The sequence below is a fragment of the Ruegeria sp. F5 genome (genome assembly GCF_056533845.1).
The window spans coordinates 45981-63795 of record NZ_JBQFOU010000003.1 but is presented as its reverse complement, the minus strand read 5'-3'; the positions used below and the strand labels follow the sequence as shown (position 1 = coordinate 63795).

Genomic DNA, 17815 nt, shown 5'->3' with positions numbered 1-17815 from the left:
CCTCGTCTATACCAATGCCATCACGCAGATGGCTGTGTCCTTGTCGCGTCAGAATTCCCAGCGCCCCACACGTCGAAAGGACATGAGGCCGCGCAGTTGAGCACCCGTTGATTTGGCTGATTGCCATGCGTCCGCGCACCACATTTGGGTGCCCGTCCGGCTGTATCGATGAGTTGTCGTTCGGTCAGTCGAACTCGATCACGTTGTTGAAGAACCGAATGCTTGATGCAGGCGTGTGATCCTGCACCGCGTCCACCCAATCCGGCCCGTAGACCCGCTCGAAGAGATCCGGATAGGCCCATACGGCGTTGTGAAACGTGAATGTTGTTAACAGCATCGCCAACGTGCTGGTGCTGGCAAACTCTTTCTGCCCGCCTTTCAGCATGTTTGAAATAAGGAAGACCGCGCCGCCAGCCAAAGCCAGCCCGACAACATCCTGCGTGCTTCCCTTGGCATCGCCGGGAACGCCGACCATCTGCAACTGAACATAGCGCAACAGGAATATCGCCCCCACGCCCAGAAGAAACGCTGCGACGAAGCCCGCCGGATAGGCCAGACGCCGCCACAGGCTTGGCCCGCGCGCCTTGTTTGGCCGGTGTTTCGCGGCCTCTTCGGCCCGGGCATTGATGCGCTCGACACGCGCCTGAAAACCCGACTTCTGCTCTTCCATCATCGACGCTGTTACCGCTCGTTCTGATTTGCTGCTCTGGCCTGCTTAGCAAGCGAGAGTGGGACGAGCAATTCACAATCTCAGGATGATACCAGCCTACATGTCGCACCCCGATCCAATGCAGAACCGACAGGCATACACCCGCGGAACGCAACGCCACAAACGGCGCAACCTGGGGATTGGTCCAAAGCTGCAACATGGCGTGTTAACCCACTGATCCTTCTAGGCTAATCGCTACCAATTGCTGCGCTTCCATGGCAAATTCCATCGGCAGGGCCTGCAGCACGTCCTTGCAGAATCCGTTGACAACCAGCGCCACGGCCTCTTCCTCATCCATGCCCCGCTGGCGGCAGTAGAACAGTTGATCGTCGTCTACTTTCGAGGTCGTCGCCTCATGCTCAACACGGGACGAGTTGTTCTTGACCTCGATATACGGAACCGTGTGCGCGCCGCATTTGTCACCGATCAGCAAGCTGTCGCATTGGGTGTAGTTGCGGCTGTCCTTGGCCTTGGGGTGCATCGAGACCAGACCGCGATAGGTGTTCTGCGCCTTGCCCGCGCTGATGCCCTTGGAGACGATGCGCGACTTGGTGTTCTTGCCCAGATGAACCATCTTGGTGCCGGTGTCGGCTTGCTGCATGTTGTTGGTGATCGCAATCGAGTAAAACTCGCCCTGGCTTTCATTGCCGCGCAAGATGCAGGACGGGTATTTCCACGTCACGGCTGAACCGGTTTCGACCTGCGTCCACATCACCTTGGACCGGTCGCCCCGGCAATCGGCGCGCTTGGTCACGAAGTTATAGATGCCACCTTTGCCGTTCTCATCCCCAGGGAACCAGTTCTGGACGGTCGAGTATTTCACCTCGGCGTCTTCTTCGACGATGATCTCAACAATGGCGGCGTGCAACTGCGCCGTATCCCGCTGGGGTGCGGTGCAACCCTCAAGGTAGGACACGTACGAGCCTTTGTCGGCAATGATCAGAGTACGCTCGAACTGACCCGTGTTTTCCGCGTTGATACGGAAATAAGTGCTCAGTTCCATCGGGCAACGGACGCCCGGCGGGATGTAGACGAAAGACCCGTCCGAGAAGACAGCCGAGTTCAGCGTGGCATAGAAATTGTCCGAGACCGGAACAACGGTGCCGAGGTATTTCTTTACCAACTCAGGATGCTCTTTGATCGCTTCGGAGATCGAACAGAAGATGACACCGTGCTTTGCCAGCTCATCCTGAAAGGTCGTGCCTACGGATACCGAGTCGAACACCGCGTCCACAGCGACCTTGCGGCCTTCGGCGGGCATATTCTCAGCCCCTTCGACACCAGCCAGAATCATCTGTTCTTTCAGGGGGATACCCAGCTTTTCGTATGTGGCCAGCAGCTTGGGATCGACCTCATCCAGCGATTTGGGCTTTTCCTCCATCGACTTGGGGCGCGCATAATAATACTGGTCCTGAAAGTCGATTGGCGGATAGTGAACCATCGCCCATTTCGGCTCGTCCATCTTGGTCCAGCGCTCGAAGGCCGACAGACGCCATTCGGTCATCCACTCGGGCTCTTCGTTTTTCTCGGAAATCAACCGCACGATATCGGGGTTCACGCCCTTGGGCGCGTATTCCATCTCGATATCCGTGTCCCAGCCGTATTTATAAGTCCCGACCTCGCGCACCGCATCCACGGTTTCCTGATCGACACCCTCTTTCACCTGGGTCTGGTCCAAAGCGGCCATCTTTTACCCTCCGTCAGATCACGCGGCCCGCGCGCGATGCTTTTTCTCTTTCTCAAGCCACGTTTCGGCGAAACGCAGCACATCTTCTTTCGTTGTCCGAGGGCCCAGCGACACGCGGATTGCGCTGGCTGCTGTCACCTCATCATATCCCATTGCAGTCAATACCGCGCTGGCGCGAACCTTGCCGCTGGAACAGGCAGAGCCCGCACTGACCGCAAAACCCGACAAATCCATCTGCATCACCTGCGTTTCACCCTTCCAGCCGGGCGAGGCAAAGCAGAGCGTGTTCGGTAGGCACTCCTGACCTTTTCCGACAAAAATAGGTGATTTTATCGCAGCCTCAAGAGCGTTTTCTAGAATATTTCTAAATTCTTCAACCTGCGCCCAGACACCGTTCGCCAGATCGCGTGCCGCCGCTTCAGCTGCAGCACCGAAACCCGCTATTCCAAACACATTTTCCGTGCCGGACCTGCGCCCCATCTCTTGCCCGCCACCCTTGATCTGGGCGGCAAGATCGGTGCCTCGCTTCATCACAACAGCACCGACCCCCTTGGGACCACCCAGCTTGTGGGCCGAAATCAGCGCCATCTGCGTATCCAGCCAGTTGAACGCAACGGGCAGCTTTCCGAACGCCTGCGTTGCATCCGTCACCGCCAGACCCGACGGCAGGGATTGCACGATACCCGTTTCCGAATTTGCCAGTTGCAGCGTGGATCGCGCGGGATTTTGAACCGCGACCATACCCGCATTGGAAACGGGCAAGTCCTCATTTATCCAAGCCCTTACCGCATCATGTTCAATTGCAGCGCCATGTAGATCACGCCCGCCCAACGTCAGCGCAGCGCCTTCTGTCGATCCGGATGTGAAAACGATATCCGCCCCATCTGCACCAAAGGCCGCCGCCACCTGCGCCCGCGCGCGTTCCACCAACGCCTTGGCCGCACGCCCTTCGGCATGGACCGAGGATGGGTTTCCACACACATCCATCGCCGCGATCATCGCGTCGCGCGCCTCGGGCCGCAGGGGCGTTGTTGCGTTATGATCCAGATAAACACGTTTCATGGATGCATCTTTTTCTCGCTGCGATTCATCGCGGATCGGACCCTCATCTCAGTCATCAACGATTGAAAACAGGCTGGGCACAGCCGGGCACGGAGCCAGGTCATTCTTGATCACGTCAGAAAGTCTTGTCTGGTGCAGGAACACGTAGACATGGGCGCTCAGGCCTTCCCACAACCTGTTTGTCAGCGATTGCGCCCGGCTGCCCGAGGACGCCCCCGAAGCCCCCGCGCCCTTTTGCAGCGCATCAACGGTTTCATCGACCGCAGCCAACACCTCGACCACGCGAATCTCTGACGCCGGACGCGCAAGCCGGTAGCCCCCGCCCGGACCGCGCACCGAGGACACAAGCTCGGCCCGGCGCAGTTTGACGAACAACTGTTCCAGGTAGGGCAGCGAAATATCCTGACGTTCCGAGATTTCACCCAGCGTCACCAGCCGGTCCGACGGCTGCAGCGCAATATCGGCCAAGGCAACCATGGCGTAACGACCCTTGGTCGAAAGCTTCATATTCCCGTCCTCTTAGCCAGATCCGCGTGAAATCATTGACGCCGCCGCCGCCAGTGCGTATCTCCGACGGGCAGCGATATAGCGCTGAGCAAGATAATTAGAACCGTTCTAAGGTGTCCGACGATTATCGTCAAGTATATCCGGGCACCCGCACGAAAAAGACAGGACCAAAGCACACATGCCCGAGGTGATTTTTCCCGGACCCGAAGGCCGCCTAGAAGGCCGCTACCACCCGCAAAAGGAAAAAGACGCACCGATCGCCATCGTGCTGCACCCGCATCCCCAGTTCGGCGGGACCATGAACAACAAGGTGGTCTATAACCTGCACTACGCGTTCTACAACATGGGTTTCACCGTGTTGCGCTTCAACTTCCGCGGTGTGGGCCGCAGCCAGGGCGAATACGATCAAGGCGTCGGTGAGCTGAGCGATGCGGCATCGGCGCTGGATTACCTGCAGTCGATGAACAACAACTCGAAACACTGCTGGGTCGCAGGGTTTTCGTTCGGCGCGTGGATCGGCATGCAGTTGCTGATGCGCCGCCCGGAAATCACCGGCTTCATCAGCGTGTCGCCACCCGCCAATATGTACGACTTTTCGTTTCTGGCCCCGTGCCCCTCGTCCGGTCTGATCATCAACGGGTCGTCGGACCGCGTAGCGCCGCCCGCCGACACCACCTCGCTGGTCAACAAACTGCACGAGCAGAAGGGCATCACCATCACTCATAATGAGGTCGAGGGTGCCGATCACTTCTTCCAGGACCGCCACATGGACACGCTGATCACCGATGTCAGCGATTATGTGAAGCGCCGCCTGACCGAGACAACGCGCTGATGTCCGACACGATCACGAACCTTGCGGCCAAGCTGGCCGAGGACACGATGAAGGTCATGGATGAGACCGGTGAAGACCGGTTCTTTGTCGAGGTCGGCGAGGTTCTGGGCGCGGCGTCGCAATCGCTGGAAGAGGCGTTTCTGACCGAAATCCGCGTGCGTCTGGCGGAACGCAAGGCCCGCCAGTTCGTCATCAAACGGCTGTCCGCACATCGCGAGCGGCTGAAGGCGATCGAAAAGCAATGACCGACCGGCTGTCGGCGCAAATCGCTTTCCTGAAACGGGCCGATGCATTGAAAACGGTTGAGCGGGCAAATGTCCTGCTCGACCAGTCGCGCCCTGAAAACTCCGCCGAACACAGCTGGCATCTGGCGTTATGGGCGCTGGTTCTGGCGCCGCTGGCCGGCCCGGACGTATTAATCGACCGCGTGATCCGGATGCTGCTGCTGCATGATCTGGTCGAGATTATCGTCGGCGATCACCCAATCCACGAAAAAACCGACTGGCAGGCCCTCGCAAAGGCGGAACACTCCGCTGCGCATGAACTATTCGGCCTGCTGCCACAGGATCAGGCCGCCGAGTTTCTGGCCCTGTGGACCGAGTTCGAAGCCGACCAGACACCCGACGCCCGCTTCGCCAAAATTCTCGACCGTTGCCAGCCGATGTTTCAGGTTCTCTGCGCATCGCAGCCCCGGCCAGACCATGTGGACGTGGTCCGCGCCAATCTGGCCGGTGGGCGCGCGGCCTATTTGGTCGATGCATTCCCCTTGGCGCATCAACATGCGCTGGACCTTCTGTCGGGCCATACGCCTGTGAACAATGCATTCACGCAAAGGCTGCCTCTGCTGACCGAGGCCGATCAGTTGAAATCTGTTCTGCGCGGCTCTCGCAATATAGCCAGTGACCGGTTCGAGAACTCGGCCGAGCATTCCTGGCACATCATGCTCTATGCCTGGGTTCTGGGCGAGCATGCCGACGACAACGTCCGGATCGACCGCGTTCTGCAGATGCTCCTGCTGCACGACATTGTCGAAATCGACGCCGGAGATCACCCGATCCACGGGCAGGTGGACCACGCCGCGCAGGCCGCCAAGGAAGAGGCCGCCGCCGCGCGCCTGTTCGGATTGCTCCCCTTGCCCCAAGGCGCGGCCTTCGCCGATCTTTGGCGCGAGTTCGAAGCAGCCGAGAGCCATGACGCCCGATTTGCCAAGGCGGTAGACCGGTTCCAAACCCCAATCGCCAATCTGGAAAACGGCGGCGGGTCCTGGGTGGATTACAACGTCACCTATGCGCAGATCGAATCCCGGGTCAGGCCAGCCATCGAGAAAGGCGCGCCCGCGCTTTGGCGCTGGCTTCAACCACAATTGGCCGACCATTTTTCGGCGGTGGTGGGATCAGCAGATTAACCACAGCAAAGAAAAAGGAGCCGAAAAAGGCCCCTTTCCCCCTGCTACAAGCTGAACGACGCTTAAATCACGCTACCATCAGACTGTTCACTCAGATTGGCTGCATCACTATCGACGGACCCCCCGCCTGCAAGCCACCCTAGCGCCGCTATCAATGCCGAAGCAAAAATGACGGACTTCGCAAATGTCGTCATCAGAAAATACTCACCAACAAATCAATAAATATGGGCTGCATGCTACACCATTCTGCAGCAATCCATAGTCAGGTAATCCTGACCTGCGCCCCTGCCGCCCGGAATCGAGCCCGCATCCACCACATTGGCCGGTTTTTTCAGGCCGCACGACGCGGACCAAAGGTTAGGGCTGGCATATTCCGCCGCGCCGCGTTATGCGCGCGGCAACTTCCCGTTCAAAGGCTGACCTCTCATGGACCTGCGCAATATCGCAATCATCGCTCACGTGGACCACGGCAAGACGACTCTGGTCGATGAACTGCTCAAACAATCCGGCGCGTTCCGGGAAAATCAGGCCGTGGCTGAACGCGCCATGGACAGCAACGATCTGGAGCGCGAACGCGGCATCACCATCCTTGCCAAGGCCACATCGGTCGAGTGGAAGGGCACCCGGATCAACATCGTCGACACCCCCGGCCACGCCGATTTCGGTGGTGAGGTCGAGCGTATCCTGTCGATGGTCGATGGTGTGGTTTTGCTGGTCGACGCTGCCGAAGGCCCGATGCCGCAGACCAAATTCGTGACCTCCAAGGCGCTGGCGCTGGGTCTGCGCCCCATCGTTGTGCTGAACAAGGTGGACAAACCCGATGCCGAGCCCGACCGCGCGCTGGACGAATGCTTCGACCTGTTCGCCAACCTCGGTGCCGATGACGACCAGCTGGACTTCCCTTCCATGTACGCCTCGGGCCGCTCGGGCTGGGCGGATATGGAACTGGACGGGCCGCGCAAGGACCTGACCGCGCTGTTCGACCTGATCGTCGATCACGTCCCGGCCCCGAAACAGGCCGACAAGAAAGACGAACCCTTCCGCATGCTGGCCACCACGCTGGGCAGCGATCCGTTCATCGGCCGCATTCTGACCGGTCGCGTGGAAAGCGGCACGCTGAAGGCGGGCGACAGCCTCAAGGCGCTGTCCCGCGATGGCACGCTGATCGAAAACTTCCGCGCCTCGAAAATCCTGGCCTTCCGTGGTCTGGCGCAGCAGCCTATCGACGTGGCCGAAGCCGGTGACATTGTCACCATCGCAGGCATGAGCAAGGCGACCGTGGCGGATTCGCTGGTCTCGCCGCAGGTCGATGAGGCCCTGCCCGCCCAGCCCATCGACCCGCCGACCATCACCGTGACCTTCGGCATCAACGATTCACCTTTGGCCGGTCGGGATGGCAAAAAGGTCCAGTCGCGCGTGATCCGCGACCGGCTGATGAAAGAGGCCGAGTCGAACGTCGCCATCCGCATCAGCGACACCCCCGGCGGCGAAGCCTTCGAGGTCGCGGGTCGTGGCGAACTGCAGATGGGCGTTCTGATCGAGAACATGCGCCGCGAAGGGTTCGAGCTCAGCATCTCGCGCCCACAGGTTCTGTTCCGTGAAGAAGATGGTCAGCGACTGGAACCGGTCGAAGAAGTCACCATCGACGTGGACGACGAATTCTCGGGCGCTGTGATCGAAAAAGTCACCGGCGCGCGCAAAGGCGAGCTGGTCGAAATGCGCCCCGCCGGTGTCGGCAAGACCCGCATCATCGCCCATGTGCCGTCGCGTGGGCTGATCGGCTATCACGGAGAGTTCCTGACCGACACCCGCGGCACCGGCGTTCTGAACCGCGTATTCCACGGTTGGGCCGCGCATAAAGGCCCGATCCCGGGACGCCGCGCGGGCGTTCTGATCTCGATGGAAAAAGGTCAGGCCGTGGCTTATGCGCTGTGGAATCTGGAAGAGCGTGGCCGCATGTTCGTTGGCCCTCAGGCTGATGTCTATCAGGGCATGGTGATCGGCGAGCACTCGCGCGATAACGATCTGGAAGTGAACCCGCTGAAAGGCAAGAAGCTGACGAACGTGCGCGCAAGCGGCTCGGACGACGCGGTTCGCCTGACACCTCACGTTCAGTTCTCGCTGGAAGAAGCCATCGCCTATATCGATGACGACGAGCTGGTCGAGGTGACCCCCAACGCGGTACGCCTGCGCAAGCGCTTTTTGGATCCGCATGAGCGCAAACGCATGGCAAGATCCGCCTGATTTTGACCCGATCCGGCTGTTCGCGTCGGAAACAATAGATGCTGTGTGGCATCTTTGCTTCGGGTTTCGATATTGTGAATTTGCGAAGGCCTGCCCCAACGGCAGGCCTTCTTTCTGTTTTCGTTATCGTTTCAACTTTAAGTAAGATTAATTCTAATCGATGCATCCTCTGGCAGTCTTGTAAATCTGACTACAAAAAGGTGTATTTGCGGCGTAAGTGTGACGTTGTTCATAAACACCGATAGTTGTGTGGTGCATAAGTTCGACGTGAAAGAGTTAACAAGTGCCGAGGAGTTCGACATGGGCATCCAATCACGCAAATTGCCGCTGTTTTTTGCGGCTACCACTTTCCTTTTATCTCCCGCCGGAGGAGCTTTTGCGGCAGGGGTATGCGATATCAAAACCGCGCGTCAGTCCGGTGCATCGACTCAGGTTCTGTGCGAATGCGACGCTGTCACATCCGGGATGATCCGCTACCTGCAGCGCCGCAACGACTTTGACAGGATCATCGCGCGGCTCGGCGCAGAATGCTCTCCGCTGGCGGACGTGATATCCGACTTTGCGACCGAATCGACAGGCTTCACCGACACGAGAACCGGAGACGGCCCAGCCGATGAAGGCGACACCGGCGGACCGGGTGATACCGGTGGACCCGGCGACAACGGTGGACCCGGTGATGACGACGGACCGGGCGACAACGACGGACCGGGCGACAACGACGGACCGGGCGACAACGACGGACCGGGTGACAACGACGGACCGGGTGACAACGACGGACCGGGTGACAACGACGGACCGGGCGACAACGACGGACCGGGTGACAACGACGGACCGGGTGACAACGACGGACCAGGCGACGGTGATGGAGACGGCGACGGTGATGGAGATGGTGATGGTGATGGTGATGGTGACGGCGACCACGACATCTGACCTGAAGCCGGGCCCGTGATTTCGAAAATCACCAAGCTCTAGACATCACAAAAACAAAGAACCGGCGCAACATGACTGGCGCCGGTTCTAACTTAAAAATCTGGTTTTCTGCAGGTCCGCAGTCAGCTTCTTCCGTAAACCCCAACCCAGCGACGGGGTTGATTCGGGTCCTGCATGCGCAAAAACAGGTAGCGGGTCGAGGACCAGGGTTTGATTCGGTTCGTCAGGTTATCCAACACCAGATCCCCTCTGGCCGAGCGATACACCAAAACAGCGTGCGGAGTGCGGCTTGTATCCAGAACGGTGGCGATCAGAAGTTTGTTGGGGTCGATCCCCGCCTTGATCAGATCCCTTTTCTTCAGCAAGGCAAAATCTTCGCAATCCCCGCCCAGTGACGTAGGCAACGCCCACCGCTCTTGTGTTCTGTACTGGGATTGATCCGTAATCGCGCGGGTTGTTGCATTGACCCGGCGGTTAACGTTTTTGACGATGTTCATCTCCTGCTGGCTCGAAAGCTTCACGGACCGTTTGGAGGAACATGCCCAACTATATTGCCGGCACAAATCCCGCGCGCCCGATGGCGGAGACGAAGCAGCGACACTGGGAATAAATGCGCCTTCTGAAGCGTGTGCCTGGGGGGTAGCAAACAGCGCGCCAACCACAAGGGCGGAAAGCCCCAGCTTGATCGCAAACCGCTTACCAGCGGCACCGAATTGACCTGCCCAAAATTTCATCCCTGCACCTCAATCCAAGTTTGTCCGAGCAATCGCGATCAAACTGAACATGTTTACGGCTTTCTGGACTTTAACCGCAAATCGCTCTGCTCACGCAATGCCCGCTCAGATTGGCGGCGAAAAAAGGCGGAAACTCGTCATTTTCTTAGACCATTTCGCGCAAGAATTTAGACGGGGGCGCCATAATTGACGCGAAGGCAGATGAACAGCCCCCACGCCAAGTGCATAGAAGTTATGACAATTTTGAAACTTTACTCACAACCCGACACCACTGGCCTGCGCCAGACGAGCCAGAAAAGTAGTGAGCCGAAATTCGCTTACAAGCAGGCCATTTAGCCGAAAACGCAGGCCGAAGAACCGAAAACCGATTCTCACTCGGTGATTTCAACGACCACCAATTCGCGCTCACTTGCGCCCCGGGCGTGATCAAGCGCTGCCTGATACTCGGCCGAGTTGTAGCACTCGACCGCAGCCTCGAGGGAGGGAAACCGCGCAACCACATTGCGCGGCCTTTCCTTGCCTTCCAGTTGAACGTAGCGCGCCGCGCGGGCAATGAACTCACCGCCGTGATTGGCGATCGCCGGTCCTGCCAGTTCGGCGTATTTTCCGTATGCCTCGGTATCTGTCACCGTGACATGTGCAATCCAAAGTGCCGCCACTTTATCCTCCCAAAACCTGTTCGGCGGCTTTGATGGCCGCATCCGCGTTGGCCGCATCCCGACCGCCGCCTTGCGCCATGTCAGGGCGTCCGCCGCCGCCCTTGCCGCCCAGTTCCACAACGGCGGCCTTGACCAGATCAACCGCAGAAATCCTGTCGGTCAGATCGCCCGTGACCCCAGCGGCAACGGCGGCCTTGCCGCCGGTATCCGCAATCAGCAGAACAGCACCCGATCCCAGACGGGATTTGTGTTCGTCGATCAGGGCAGGCAAATCCTTGCCCGATACACCTGTCAGCGCCTGCGCGAGGAATTTGACACCGTTCACGTCCTGCGCTTCGGCCCCGTTGCCCTGCCCCGCTCCGCCGGCCATCGCCAGATCGCGACGCAACTGAGCGACTTCGTTTTGCAGCGACTTCCGCTCATCAATCAGCGCCTTCACCCGGCCAACCACGTCGCCGGGCTGGGCTTTCAGCTCCAGCGCGATTTGCGCCAGACGGTGATCCTGCGCCGACAGATATTGGAACGCGTCGTCCCCGGTCAGCGCCTCGATGCGCCGAACGCCTGCGCTGCTGGCGCTGTCGCCAAGCACGACAAAGGTGCCGATATCGCCGGTCTGGCGCACATGTGTCCCGCCGCACAGCTCAATCGACCACGTTTCGCCATCCTGCCCCTTGCCGGTGGGTGCCTTGCCCATCGACACAACGCGCACCTCATCGCCGTATTTCTCACCAAACAGCGCCTGCGCCCCCAGCGCGCGGGCGTCGTCCGGGGTCATGATCCGGGTTTCGACGGTCGAGTTCTGCCGGATGAACTCATTGACCTGCCGTTCGACCTTGTGCACCTCGTCCAGAGTCAGCGCCTTGGAATGGCTGAAGTCGAACCGCAAACGATCCTCGGCGTTCAATGAACCGCGCTGTGCCACGTGATCACCCAGCGTCTCGCGCAGGGCCTCGTGCAGAAGGTGCGTGGCCGAGTGGTTAGAGCGGATCGCCGTGCGCCGCGCGTGGTCGACCTCAAGCTCGACCGCATCGCCCTTCGACAACGCGCCCTGATCCACCGTCACTTTGTGGGCGTAGACTTTTCCGTCCGCGAACTTCTTCGTGTCTTCCACGCGGGCGACATCGTCGCGCTCTTCCACCCTACGAATCTCACCCGAGTCACCAACCTGCCCCCCGGCCTCGCCATAGAACGGGGTCTGGTTCACGACGACCCAGCCGCTGCCCCCCTGTTCGATCTTATCGACCAGAGCGCCATCGACGACCAGAGCGGCAACCTGCCCCTCGGCCTTCTCGGTGTCGTAGCCAAGGAAATCCGTGGCCCCGGCAGTGTCCAGCACGTCAAACCAAACAGCCTGATCAGCGGCCTCACCGGAACCGGCCCAGGCCGCGCGGGCCTTGGCTTTTTGTTCGGCCATCGCCGCGTCAAAACCATCGGTATCCACGGTACGGCCCTTTTCACGCAACGCGTCTTGCGTCAGGTCCAGCGGGAAGCCGTAGGTGTCGTAAAGCTTGAACGCTGCATCCCCAGGCAAGGCCGCGCCGTCCGGCAGGCTTGCGACTTCATCATCCAGCAGCTTGAGACCGCGGTCGAGGGTCTGCTTGAACCGGGTTTCTTCCAGCAGCAGCGTTTCTTCGATCAGCGCCTGTGCCTGCCCCAGTTCGGAATACTGCGCACCCATCAATTGCACCAGCGAGGGCACCAGCCGGTGCATCACCGGGTCCTTCGCGCCAAGCAGATGCGCGTGACGCATGGCGCGGCGCATGATCCGGCGCAGCACGTAACCGCGCCCGTCGTTCGAGGGCATAACCCCGTCGGCAATCAGGAACGAGGTCGAACGCAGGTGATCCGCAATCACGCGGTGGTGCACGTTCTGGTCGCCATAGGGATCGACGCCTGTCGCGTCCGCCGACGCCTCGATCAGCGTCTTGAACAAATCGGTGTCATAGTTGTCGTGGCTGCCCTGCAGCAAGGCCCCGATCCGTTCCAGCCCCATGCCTGTGTCGATCGACTGCATGTCGAGTTCCACCATCGAGCCGTCCTCGAACTGCTCGTTCTGCATGAAAACGATGTTCCAGATTTCGATAAACCGGTCGCCGTCTTCCTCGGCCGAGCCCGGAGGGCCGCCCCAGATGTGATCGCCGTGATCATAGAAAATCTCAGTGCACGGCCCACACGGGCCGGTGGGGCCCATCTGCCAGAAGTTGTCACTGGTGGCGATCCGAATGATCCGGTCCTCGGGCACGCCGACCTTCTTCCAGATCTCGAACGCCTCATCATCGGTATGGTAAACCGTTGTCAGCAGGCGATTTTTGTCGATTCCGAATTCCTTGGTGATCAGTTCCCACGCGAAAGGAATGGCTTCGGGCTTGAAATAATCCCCGAACGAGAAGTTTCCCAACATCTCGAAAAACGTATGATGCCGCGCGGTATAGCCGACATTGTCGAGGTCATTATGCTTGCCGCCCGCGCGCACACATTTCTGGGCCGTTGTGGCGCGCTGATAATCGCGGGTCTCGACACCAGTAAACAGGTTTTTGAACTGCACCATGCCCGAGTTCACGAACATCAGCGTCGGGTCGTTGCGCGGCACCAGAGGGCTGGACGCCACAACCTCATGCCCCTGTTTTGCATAGTAGTTCAGAAAGTTTGATCGGATATCGTTCAGCGTGGGCATGGGGCTCTCTCGGCGCGCAATCATTCGGGTCTGCAAAGGTTTAGCCCCGCGCCCGCAGACTGTCCACAGCCCACGCGCCCGAAACGAAACAAGGCGGCCCCGATGGACCGCCCTGTTCCAGTATTCTCAGCATCTTCGGGATGCCGGGGGATTTCTGCTGTTCCCGTCAGCGTGTTTAAGCCTCGAGGATATCATCCTCTTCCGCTTGCGGTGGCATGTCGAAATCCAGACCGTGCGCCGCGCGAATCTTGTCTTCAATCTCGAAGGCCACGCGGCTGTTGTCGCGCAGATATTGCTTGGCGTTCTCACGCCCCTGCCCGATCCGCTCGTCGCCATAGCTGAACCAAGAACCCGACTTCTCAACCACGCCAGCCTTGACGCCCAGATCCAGCAACTCACCCATTTTCGAGATGCCTTCGCCATACATGATGTCGAATTCCACCTGTTTGAACGGAGGCGCCACCTTGTTCTTGACGACCTTCACGCGGGTCTGGTTGCCGACCACCTCGTCCCGATCCTTGATCGCGCCGATGCGGCGGATGTCCAGACGGACCGAGCTGTAGAATTTCAGCGCGTTACCACCGGTTGTGGTTTCCGGGCTGCCGAACATCACGCCGATCTTCATCCGGATCTGGTTGATAAAGATCACCATGCAGTTCGAGCGGTTGATCGATCCGGTCAGTTTCCGCATGGCCTGGCTCATCAGCCGGGCCTGCACGCCCACGCTGCTGTCACCCATGTCGCCTTCGAGTTCCGATTTCGGCGTCAGCGCCGCCACCGAGTCGACTACGACCATGTTCACAGCGCCCGACCGCACCAGCGTATCGGTGATTTCCAACGCCTGTTCGCCGGTGTCGGGCTGCGAGATCAGCAGTTCGTCCAGATCGACGCCCAGTTTGCGGGCATATTGCGGGTCCAGCGCGTGTTCCGCGTCAACAAAGGCACAGACACCGCCGCGTTTCTGCTGTTCGGCAATACAATGCAGGGTCAGCGTGGTCTTACCGGAACTTTCCGGCCCGTAAATTTCGACAATCCGCCCCATCGGCAGACCGCCGATCCCAAGCGCAATGTCCAAACCCAGCGAGCCGGTAGAGCTTGCGTCGATATCCTGCTTGGCATCCTCGCCCAGCTTCATGATCGAGCCTTTGCCAAATTGCCGCTCAATCTGTGCCAGCGCACTGTCGAGCGCCTTTTGCTTGTCTGCGTTTTTCTTGTCGCTCATCGTCAGAAGATCCGCCATTGTCCTGTCACTATCCCTTTTGTCACACCCTTTGACGGGCGGCAATCGCTGCTTTGTTCGCCTCTTGTTCTTTATGGGACCAAAAAGAGAACATTTCAACTAAAACTTACAAGGCCTACTGTTCCGCAATTGTATTAAAGAGTCGTTTACGACAATCTGCACCTGATGGAATTGTTCGCGAAGGGCCTTTAAATGCTTGTTTTCTATAAGGAACGTCTGGCGTTTCTTGCTGTCCCGAAAACCGGAAGCACCGCGTATCACTCGGCCTTGCGCGACCGCGCCGACCTTGTGGTGACCGGCCCGCCCGAGCTGAAACACGCGCCCGTTCGCAGATATGACCGGTTTTTTCAGAACATTTTTCGTAAAATGTATGACGCCGAGATGGAAATCATGGCAGTTGTTCGCGAACCCATCGACTGGCTGGGCAGTTGGTACCGGTTCCGCAGCCGACAAGACCGTATCGGCCATCCGCATTCGACCCGCGATCTGAGCTTTGATGAGTTTGTGCAGGCCTACATGCAAAATCCACGGCCCGAATTTGCCGATGTCGGCAGTCAAAGCCAGTTTTTCCGCACCCGAAGCAATGGATTCGGAGCAACCCATATCTTCAAATACGAGCATCAGGACAAAATTCTAAACTTCCTGCAGGACAGGCTGGATATCGAGCTAAACCCGGCGCGCGAAAACGTATCTCCGCCACGCGACCTGTCCCTGACTGCAGAAACCGAGCGCAAGTTCAGAAGAACCCACACGGCCGAGTTTGAAATTCACCAGTCGGCTCAGTGACCTTCAGTTCAGTTGCTGAAACACAGCCTCGGTCAGTTGATTGAGCGAGAACGGTTTGGGCAGGAAGGTCGAGTTTGCAATTTCCGGCCCGGAATCGCCAAACGCGCCTTCGGTATAGCCCGACACGAAAACGACGCGCACATCCGGGCGGGCCTGCATCGCCTGTCGCACCCAGGTTGGCCCATCCATGCCCGGCATCACGACATCCGTGACGAAAACATCGACCGTCAGGTCAGGATCGTCCAGCAGTTTCAAAGCGTCTTCGGCGGATTCCGCCTCGAGCACAGTGTATCCTTTCAGCCGCAGCGCACGGGTGGCAAAGGCCCGGACCGGGGCTTCGTCTTCCACCAGCAAAACGACCCCTTCCCCTTGCCCTGCGCTTTTGACGTTTGGCTGGTCCTCGATCACCGGTGCGGGCTTAGAGGTCGCTCCGCACACCGGCAGAAGAACCGAAAACTCGGTTCCTGTGCCCGGCGTGCTGTCCACAAAGATGAAGCCGCCGGTTTGCTTGACGATGCCATAGGCCGTGGACAGGCCAAGACCGGTTCCCTCGCCCGTGCGTTTGGTGGTGTAAAACGGCTCGAACACTTTTTGCAGCTTGTCCGCCGGAATACCCGTGCCGCTGTCGATCACCTTGACCGTTGCGTATTCGCCGGGCTGAACGGTTGCACGGTCGCGCCGGAACGGGTCTGTCACGTTCAGCACCCCGGTCTCGATCCGGATTTCGCCACCTTCAGGCATGGCATCGCGCGCGTTGACCACAAGGTTCATCAGCACCTGCTCAAGCTGGCGCTTATCCGCCCGAACAGGTTTGAGGATCGGATCGTGGCTGAGTGTTAGTTGGATCTTTTCCCCCACCAGACGGTTCAGCAGGTGAATCAGGTCTGAGATCGTATCGCGCAGGTCCAGAACCTCGGGGCGAAGGGTCTGTTTGCGCGAAAACGCCAGAAGCTGACTGACCAGCGCAGCGGCGCGATTGGCGTTCTGATGTATCTGAACGAGGTCACCGTAGTTCGGATCGTTCTGGTCGTGACGCAGCAGCAGCAGATCACAATGGCCGGATATCGCAGTCAGCAAATTGTTGAAATCATGCGCCACACCGCCCGCCAATTGGCCGACGGCCTGCATTTTCTGGCCCTGCACGAACTGCGCCTCGAGCGTCTTCAGCTCGGTCGCGTCATTCATAACCGCGATCAGGCAGACCTGACCTTCGATTACGTCCCGGCCCAGAGTGACCTGTACAAACACCTCTTTATCCTCGCGGCTGAGCCGCAGAAACTCGGACCGTGGCGCTTCTTCGCCCGAAGCGGTCCGGGCCAACCAGTCCAGTATCGGGTGCCCGAGGCCCTGCATGATCTGGCTGATATTTGTGTCGTGCAACCGGCTTGTTCCCAACAGCTTGCTGGCAAGGCGATTGGCCTCGAGGATCGCGCCGTCGGCGGTCAGCCGCAAAATCGGGACCGGCAGATCGGCGATGGATGTCTCGGGGCTTTGTCGCCCCGTCTCTTGCAGCGGCAGCGCAATCAGATTGCGGCTTATGCCAGAGCGGGAAAGCTGCGAAACAGCAACCGGAAGCGGCCCGGACTCGGTCTGCAACTGGCAGACAATTCCGTCTGACGGGGCATCACCCTGAAACACCTGATCCGTGGATTTGGGCCTGTACCCCAAAAGTCGGAGGGCTGCGTTATTGGCGCGAAGCACAACTCCGTTTCGACCTTCGGTCAGGATAGGAAGCTCGGCGTCGTTCCAGTGATCCGACCGATCCAGACGAAACCGCCAGCAGAACACGCCCGGCCCGGGCCGGAAAACCGACACCGGGGTCGTGGAGCCTCGGGTCACAACTTCCTCTGCCGCGCGCCCCTGTGTTTGCGCCTGAAATTGCAGGCGCAGTAAAAGCGCCGAGGGGTCGGCAAAAGTGGTGCGCACGCATTCGGCCAGACTCTGGCCCGGCTCCGCGTGAAACCGTTCGCGGGCGTGCGTGTTGGCAACCAGTATGTCGCCCTGAGCATTGGCGATCAGGCATGGGGCGTCATCCTGTTCGGCAAAAGCTGCCATCACGGCGACGGCCTGCCGCGCGGATCGATCCGCCAACCGCCCTTTGGCCCAGAACAGCGCAACCGCACCCAGAACCGAGAAGCCGACGACATGCAAAGCCGCCGCCCAATCCGCCGGAATCAGCCCCGCAAAGGGGCCAAAACCCAGCCCGACGGCCAGCAGAAGCAGTGGTAACAAGCGAGAGATAGAAGGCGTTTGGCGTAGCGTTGGGTCTGAAAACGGTTCTGCAGTGTCTGACATGAATGACTCGGGCAATGGATTCAGGGGATTACCAGCGCAATTTGGTTAACG

The 17815-nt window shown here is 59.3% G+C and carries 15 protein-coding genes; 6 read left to right on the top strand and 9 right to left on the bottom strand.

The features are described 5' to 3' along the window. Nucleotides 1-184: 184 nt before the first annotated feature. From ACR0K1_RS05170 to iscR, 4 genes are all read right to left on the bottom strand, one after another. The gene (locus ACR0K1_RS05170) at nucleotides 185-670 is read right to left on the bottom strand and encodes a hypothetical protein (RefSeq protein WP_480849092.1); all 486 of its coding nucleotides are present in this window, start codon (nucleotides 668-670) and stop codon (nucleotides 185-187) included. A 205-nt stretch (nucleotides 671-875) separates the two neighbouring features. Further along, on the bottom strand, nucleotides 876-2396 hold the full coding sequence (gene sufB / locus ACR0K1_RS05165) for a Fe-S cluster assembly protein SufB (RefSeq protein WP_480849090.1): 1521 nt from the start codon (nucleotides 2394-2396) through the stop codon (nucleotides 876-878). Between the two features lie 18 nt (nucleotides 2397-2414). After that, nucleotides 2415-3458, bottom strand: a complete 1044-nt coding sequence (locus tag ACR0K1_RS05160; protein ID WP_480611015.1) for a cysteine desulfurase family protein — start codon at nucleotides 3456-3458, stop codon at nucleotides 2415-2417. Between the two features lie 48 nt (nucleotides 3459-3506). Beyond that, nucleotides 3507-3965: a Fe-S cluster assembly transcriptional regulator IscR gene (gene iscR / locus ACR0K1_RS05155; protein WP_480611017.1), complete on the bottom strand. Its 459-nt coding sequence runs from the start codon at nucleotides 3963-3965 to the stop codon at nucleotides 3507-3509. A gap of 178 nt (nucleotides 3966-4143) precedes the next feature. Between iscR and ACR0K1_RS05150 the strand changes: the two genes are divergently transcribed. The 5 genes from ACR0K1_RS05150 to ACR0K1_RS05130 all read left to right on the top strand — a co-directional run bounded on the left by ACR0K1_RS05150 (nucleotide 4144) and on the right by ACR0K1_RS05130 (nucleotide 9376). Further along, a complete protein-coding gene (locus ACR0K1_RS05150) occupies nucleotides 4144-4797 on the top strand; it encodes an alpha/beta hydrolase (protein ID WP_480611019.1) in 654 nt (217 codons plus the stop codon). Then, the gene (locus ACR0K1_RS05145) at nucleotides 4797-5042 is read left to right on the top strand and encodes a hypothetical protein (protein WP_480611021.1); all 246 of its coding nucleotides are present in this window, start codon (nucleotides 4797-4799) and stop codon (nucleotides 5040-5042) included. Before ACR0K1_RS05150 ends, ACR0K1_RS05145 begins: the two co-directional genes overlap by 1 nt. Next, the gene (locus ACR0K1_RS05140; protein WP_480849087.1) at nucleotides 5039-6202 is read left to right on the top strand and encodes an HD domain-containing protein; all 1164 of its coding nucleotides are present in this window, start codon (nucleotides 5039-5041) and stop codon (nucleotides 6200-6202) included. Before ACR0K1_RS05145 ends, ACR0K1_RS05140 begins: the two co-directional genes overlap by 4 nt. Before the next feature lie 426 nt (nucleotides 6203-6628). Continuing rightward, nucleotides 6629-8446, top strand: coding sequence for a translational GTPase TypA (gene typA, locus ACR0K1_RS05135; protein WP_480849085.1), 1818 nt, complete (start codon nucleotides 6629-6631; stop codon nucleotides 8444-8446). 300 nt (nucleotides 8447-8746) lie between these two features. Then, nucleotides 8747-9376 (top strand): hypothetical protein, encoded by a 630-nt coding sequence (locus ACR0K1_RS05130; RefSeq protein WP_480849082.1) that lies wholly within the window; start codon nucleotides 8747-8749, stop codon nucleotides 9374-9376. Between the two features lie 122 nt (nucleotides 9377-9498). Here ACR0K1_RS05130 and ACR0K1_RS05125 read toward each other — a convergent pair whose 3' ends face one another. The 4 genes from ACR0K1_RS05125 to recA all read right to left on the bottom strand — a co-directional run bounded on the left by ACR0K1_RS05125 (nucleotide 9499) and on the right by recA (nucleotide 14683). Further along, complete coding sequence (locus tag ACR0K1_RS05125) at nucleotides 9499-10110, bottom strand: transglutaminase-like cysteine peptidase (protein WP_480611031.1); 612 nt, start codon at nucleotides 10108-10110, stop codon at nucleotides 9499-9501. A 371-nt stretch (nucleotides 10111-10481) separates the two neighbouring features. After that, a complete protein-coding gene (locus ACR0K1_RS05120; RefSeq protein WP_480611034.1) occupies nucleotides 10482-10769 on the bottom strand; it encodes a DUF1330 domain-containing protein in 288 nt (95 codons plus the stop codon). A gap of 1 nt (nucleotide 10770) precedes the next feature. Beyond that, complete coding sequence (gene alaS / locus ACR0K1_RS05115) at nucleotides 10771-13443, bottom strand: alanine--tRNA ligase (protein WP_480849080.1); 2673 nt, start codon at nucleotides 13441-13443, stop codon at nucleotides 10771-10773. 175 nt (nucleotides 13444-13618) lie between these two features. Continuing rightward, nucleotides 13619-14683, bottom strand: a complete 1065-nt coding sequence (recA, locus tag ACR0K1_RS05110) for a recombinase RecA (RefSeq protein WP_480611039.1) — start codon at nucleotides 14681-14683, stop codon at nucleotides 13619-13621. A gap of 192 nt (nucleotides 14684-14875) precedes the next feature. Between recA and ACR0K1_RS05105 the strand changes: the two genes are divergently transcribed. Continuing rightward, complete coding sequence (locus ACR0K1_RS05105; protein WP_480611042.1) at nucleotides 14876-15469, top strand: sulfotransferase family 2 domain-containing protein; 594 nt, start codon at nucleotides 14876-14878, stop codon at nucleotides 15467-15469. A gap of 3 nt (nucleotides 15470-15472) precedes the next feature. On the opposite strand, the gene ACR0K1_RS05100 is transcribed toward ACR0K1_RS05105, so the two are convergent. Continuing rightward, complete coding sequence (locus tag ACR0K1_RS05100) at nucleotides 15473-17764, bottom strand: two-component system sensor histidine kinase NtrB (protein WP_480849076.1); 2292 nt, start codon at nucleotides 17762-17764, stop codon at nucleotides 15473-15475. Between the last annotated feature and the right edge of the window lie 51 nt (nucleotides 17765-17815).